Annotated in this window: 3 protein-coding genes; 1 reads left to right on the plus strand and 2 read right to left on the minus strand. The window is 76.4% G+C overall.

The window, feature by feature from the left end:
* Positions 1–640 precede the first annotated feature (640 nt).
* The gene (locus PYV61_RS24055) at positions 641–1,129 is read left to right on the plus strand and encodes a hypothetical protein (protein ID WP_275836412.1); all 489 of its coding nucleotides are present in this window, start codon (positions 641–643) and stop codon (positions 1,127–1,129) included.
* On the opposite strand, the gene PYV61_RS24060 is transcribed toward PYV61_RS24055, so the two are convergent.
* Complete coding sequence (locus PYV61_RS24060) at positions 1,126–1,632, minus strand: hypothetical protein (RefSeq protein ID WP_275836413.1); 507 nt, start codon at positions 1,630–1,632, stop codon at positions 1,126–1,128. The two genes, PYV61_RS24055 and PYV61_RS24060, sit on opposite strands and share 4 nt — an antisense overlap.
* Positions 1,633–1,829: 197 nt before the next feature.
* The coding region (locus PYV61_RS24065) for a L,D-transpeptidase (RefSeq protein WP_275836414.1) at positions 1,830–2,509 on the minus strand (680 nt) is incomplete at its 5' end.

Raw genomic sequence — 2,509 nt, forward strand, 5'->3', positions numbered from 1 at the left:
GTCTTCCTAAGACCGCTTGGCCTCCGACTTCCCGCGAGCGGCGGGTCGGCGGCCGCCGCGGGGACGGCGGCGGCGGCGCCGCGCGCCCCGGCGCAGGCGGCGAGGGCGAGGAGCAGCAGCGCGACGGACGTGCGGCGGACGGGCGTGACCATGCGGGAGCTTCGACGGTGGACGGCCGCGTCGTCGCGGCGGTGCCCATCCTACCATGCGTCCAGCGGCCGCGCACCTGGCCCCGTGTACTCGGCAACAGCCGGGAGAACGGATGAGACGGATGAATCGGATCCGTTGCATCCGGCCGATCCGTTCTCCCTCCCGTTCGCCGGCTGCGCTCCGAGGAGGGGCGATTGCCGGGACGTTCCGGGACGCAGCGCTTCGGGGCGTCGGTGCTCGAGCTCGGGGCGAGCCCGCCGGGCACGACCGATCCGTCGGGGCGACCGCTCCGCCTTCCCGCGCCGCGCCCGTTCGTCGCGGGACGGCGCTGAGCAACGGCCAGGAATCGGATCGGAGGGATCCGATCCGATCCTTCCGATCCGATTCCCCTGCTCTCTGGAGAGGAACTGGTGATCGACTGGTGATCGCGCGGGCGCATGGTGGGGGCGTCATCGCCGCCCACCCGCTCCCGTCACCGGAGATCGCTCATATGCCCCGCCCGTCCCTCTTCATCCTGCTCTCGCTCGCCGCCGCGCCGCTCGGCGCCCAGGCCGCCCGTCCCGCCGCCGCCGATCCGGCGTCCTCCGTCTCGGCGGACCTCGAGATGATGCGCGAGGAGCAGGCGTTCGGCGCCCTCGCCACCGAGTTCCTCGCCGCCGCGGCCGCGGGCGACTCGGCGCGTGTGGTGCGAATGATCAGCGCCAAGCTGCAGGCGCAGGCCGGCGCGGCGCAGGTGGCGCAGGTGGTCCGCACCCGGGTGCTGCCATTCTTCGCCGAGCGCCCGGAGCCGGCGGGGGCGTCCACGGTGACGCGCACGACGACCGGGTTCGGCGACCAGGGGTTCGCGTACTACCGGTACGCCGCGCGGCGCGGCGGCGCGGACGCGCGGCCGTTCGTGCTCTACGTGGTGCGCGAGGGCGGGAAGCTCGTCGTCGCCAACGTCGTCGTCGACTACCACGTCGAGGGGCGGCACCGCTAGGGCACGGTCGAGTCGGCGGCCGAATCCGCGGCCGCCGACGTATCCGCGGGCGGGGGCGGCTGGGGCTCGGACACGGGCGCCCAGCCGCCCCCGTCCGTCTGCCGCTCCCAGGCGCGGCCGTCGCGCGTGCGGTAGGTGCCCCCCGCGGCACAGCAGCCGCCGGCGCCGAACGCCGTGCGCCCCAGCGTCACCACCACGTGCGCCCCCTCGCGCGCGACGCGCTGGCGCGTGCAGGAGCTGAACCACGGATACGGGTCGGGTGTCAGCACCGGCTCGCGCGCGCCCTCGTCATCGGGCGGCGCCGTGAGGTCGTACACGCGACACTCCTCCGCCAGCAACGCGACGGGCCGGCCGTCGATCGTGTCGCGCACCGCGCGCCCGTCGCGCGCCGCCTCCGCGAAGCGGTCCGCCATCGGGTCGGGGGGCGGGCCGCACGCCGCGACGCCGAGCGCGAGCCCGAGCGTCGCCGCGACGGCGCGGATCATCGAACGGACGGGTCGCATCGACATCCGGAGTGGTGCTCGATGTCGTGGGAAGACGGAGGCTCGCGCGGCCCCCGGACGCCGGCGGCCGCCGCGACCCGAGCGCCGGGCGCCAAACGCGGCGCGATCCTCGGCGCCCGGCGCCCGGCGCTCGGGTCGCGATCCGACGACGCCCGCGTATCCACGCGGACCGCCGCCCCACGCGATCCCGAACCGTTCTAGTAGAGGTAGACCGGCGTCCCCACCGGGACGAGCGGATAGAGCGCCGAGATCGTCGCGTTGTCCAGCCGGATGCAGCCGTGGGTCACGGCCTTCCCGATCGAGCCGGGCTCGCTGGTGCCGTGGATCCCCAGCTCCCCGCCCAGCGCGAGGCGGCGCGGGCCGAGCACGCCGGGGTAGCGGCGGGCGGAGGTGCCGAGCGGGGGCACGAGGATCGCGCCGTCGACGACGATCTCGCGCCCCGAGCGGGCGGACAGTCGCTCGACCGTGCCGTCGGGGGACTGGGCGACCACGTGGCCGCCGACGACGCGCACCGTCCGCCCGTCGCTGGTGGTGTATCCGCCCCCGCCCAGCCGCACCAGGCGCCGCCCGCGCTTCCGCGCCTGCTCGGCGTAGTGCCAGTCGGGCGGCACCCACTGCGGCATCGAGTCGCGCCGCTCGACCACGAACCGTCCCGACGGCGTCGCGAACGTCGGCCGGGGGCGGTCGGGGTGCGCCAGCGCGCGCGGCGTGTTGCGCCCGACCGCGACCGGCGCCTCGAAGCGCACCGTGTCCCCGGCCACCAGCCAGAGCCTGCGCTCGCGCAGGCTGACGACCAGCCGCAGCGGCTCGGGCGCGACCGCCCCGATGCGCGACAGCTCGGCGACCGCGGCGCGCGCGTCGGCGGACAGCACCGCCG

Origin of the sequence: Roseisolibacter sp. H3M3-2, from assembly GCF_029211165.1 — a bacterium.
GTDB lineage: Bacteria > Gemmatimonadota > Gemmatimonadetes > Gemmatimonadales > Gemmatimonadaceae > Roseisolibacter.

What these genes read in the sequence shown, in the direction of transcription:
- PYV61_RS24055 (WP_275836412.1), top strand. Translation starts at nt 641, where the DNA reads ATGCCCCGCCCGTCCCTCTTCATCCTGCTCTCGCTCGCCGCCGCGCCG.
- PYV61_RS24060 (WP_275836413.1), bottom strand. Translation starts at nt 1,632, where the DNA reads ATGCGACCCGTCCGTTCGATGATCCGCGCCGTCGCGGCGACGCTCGGG.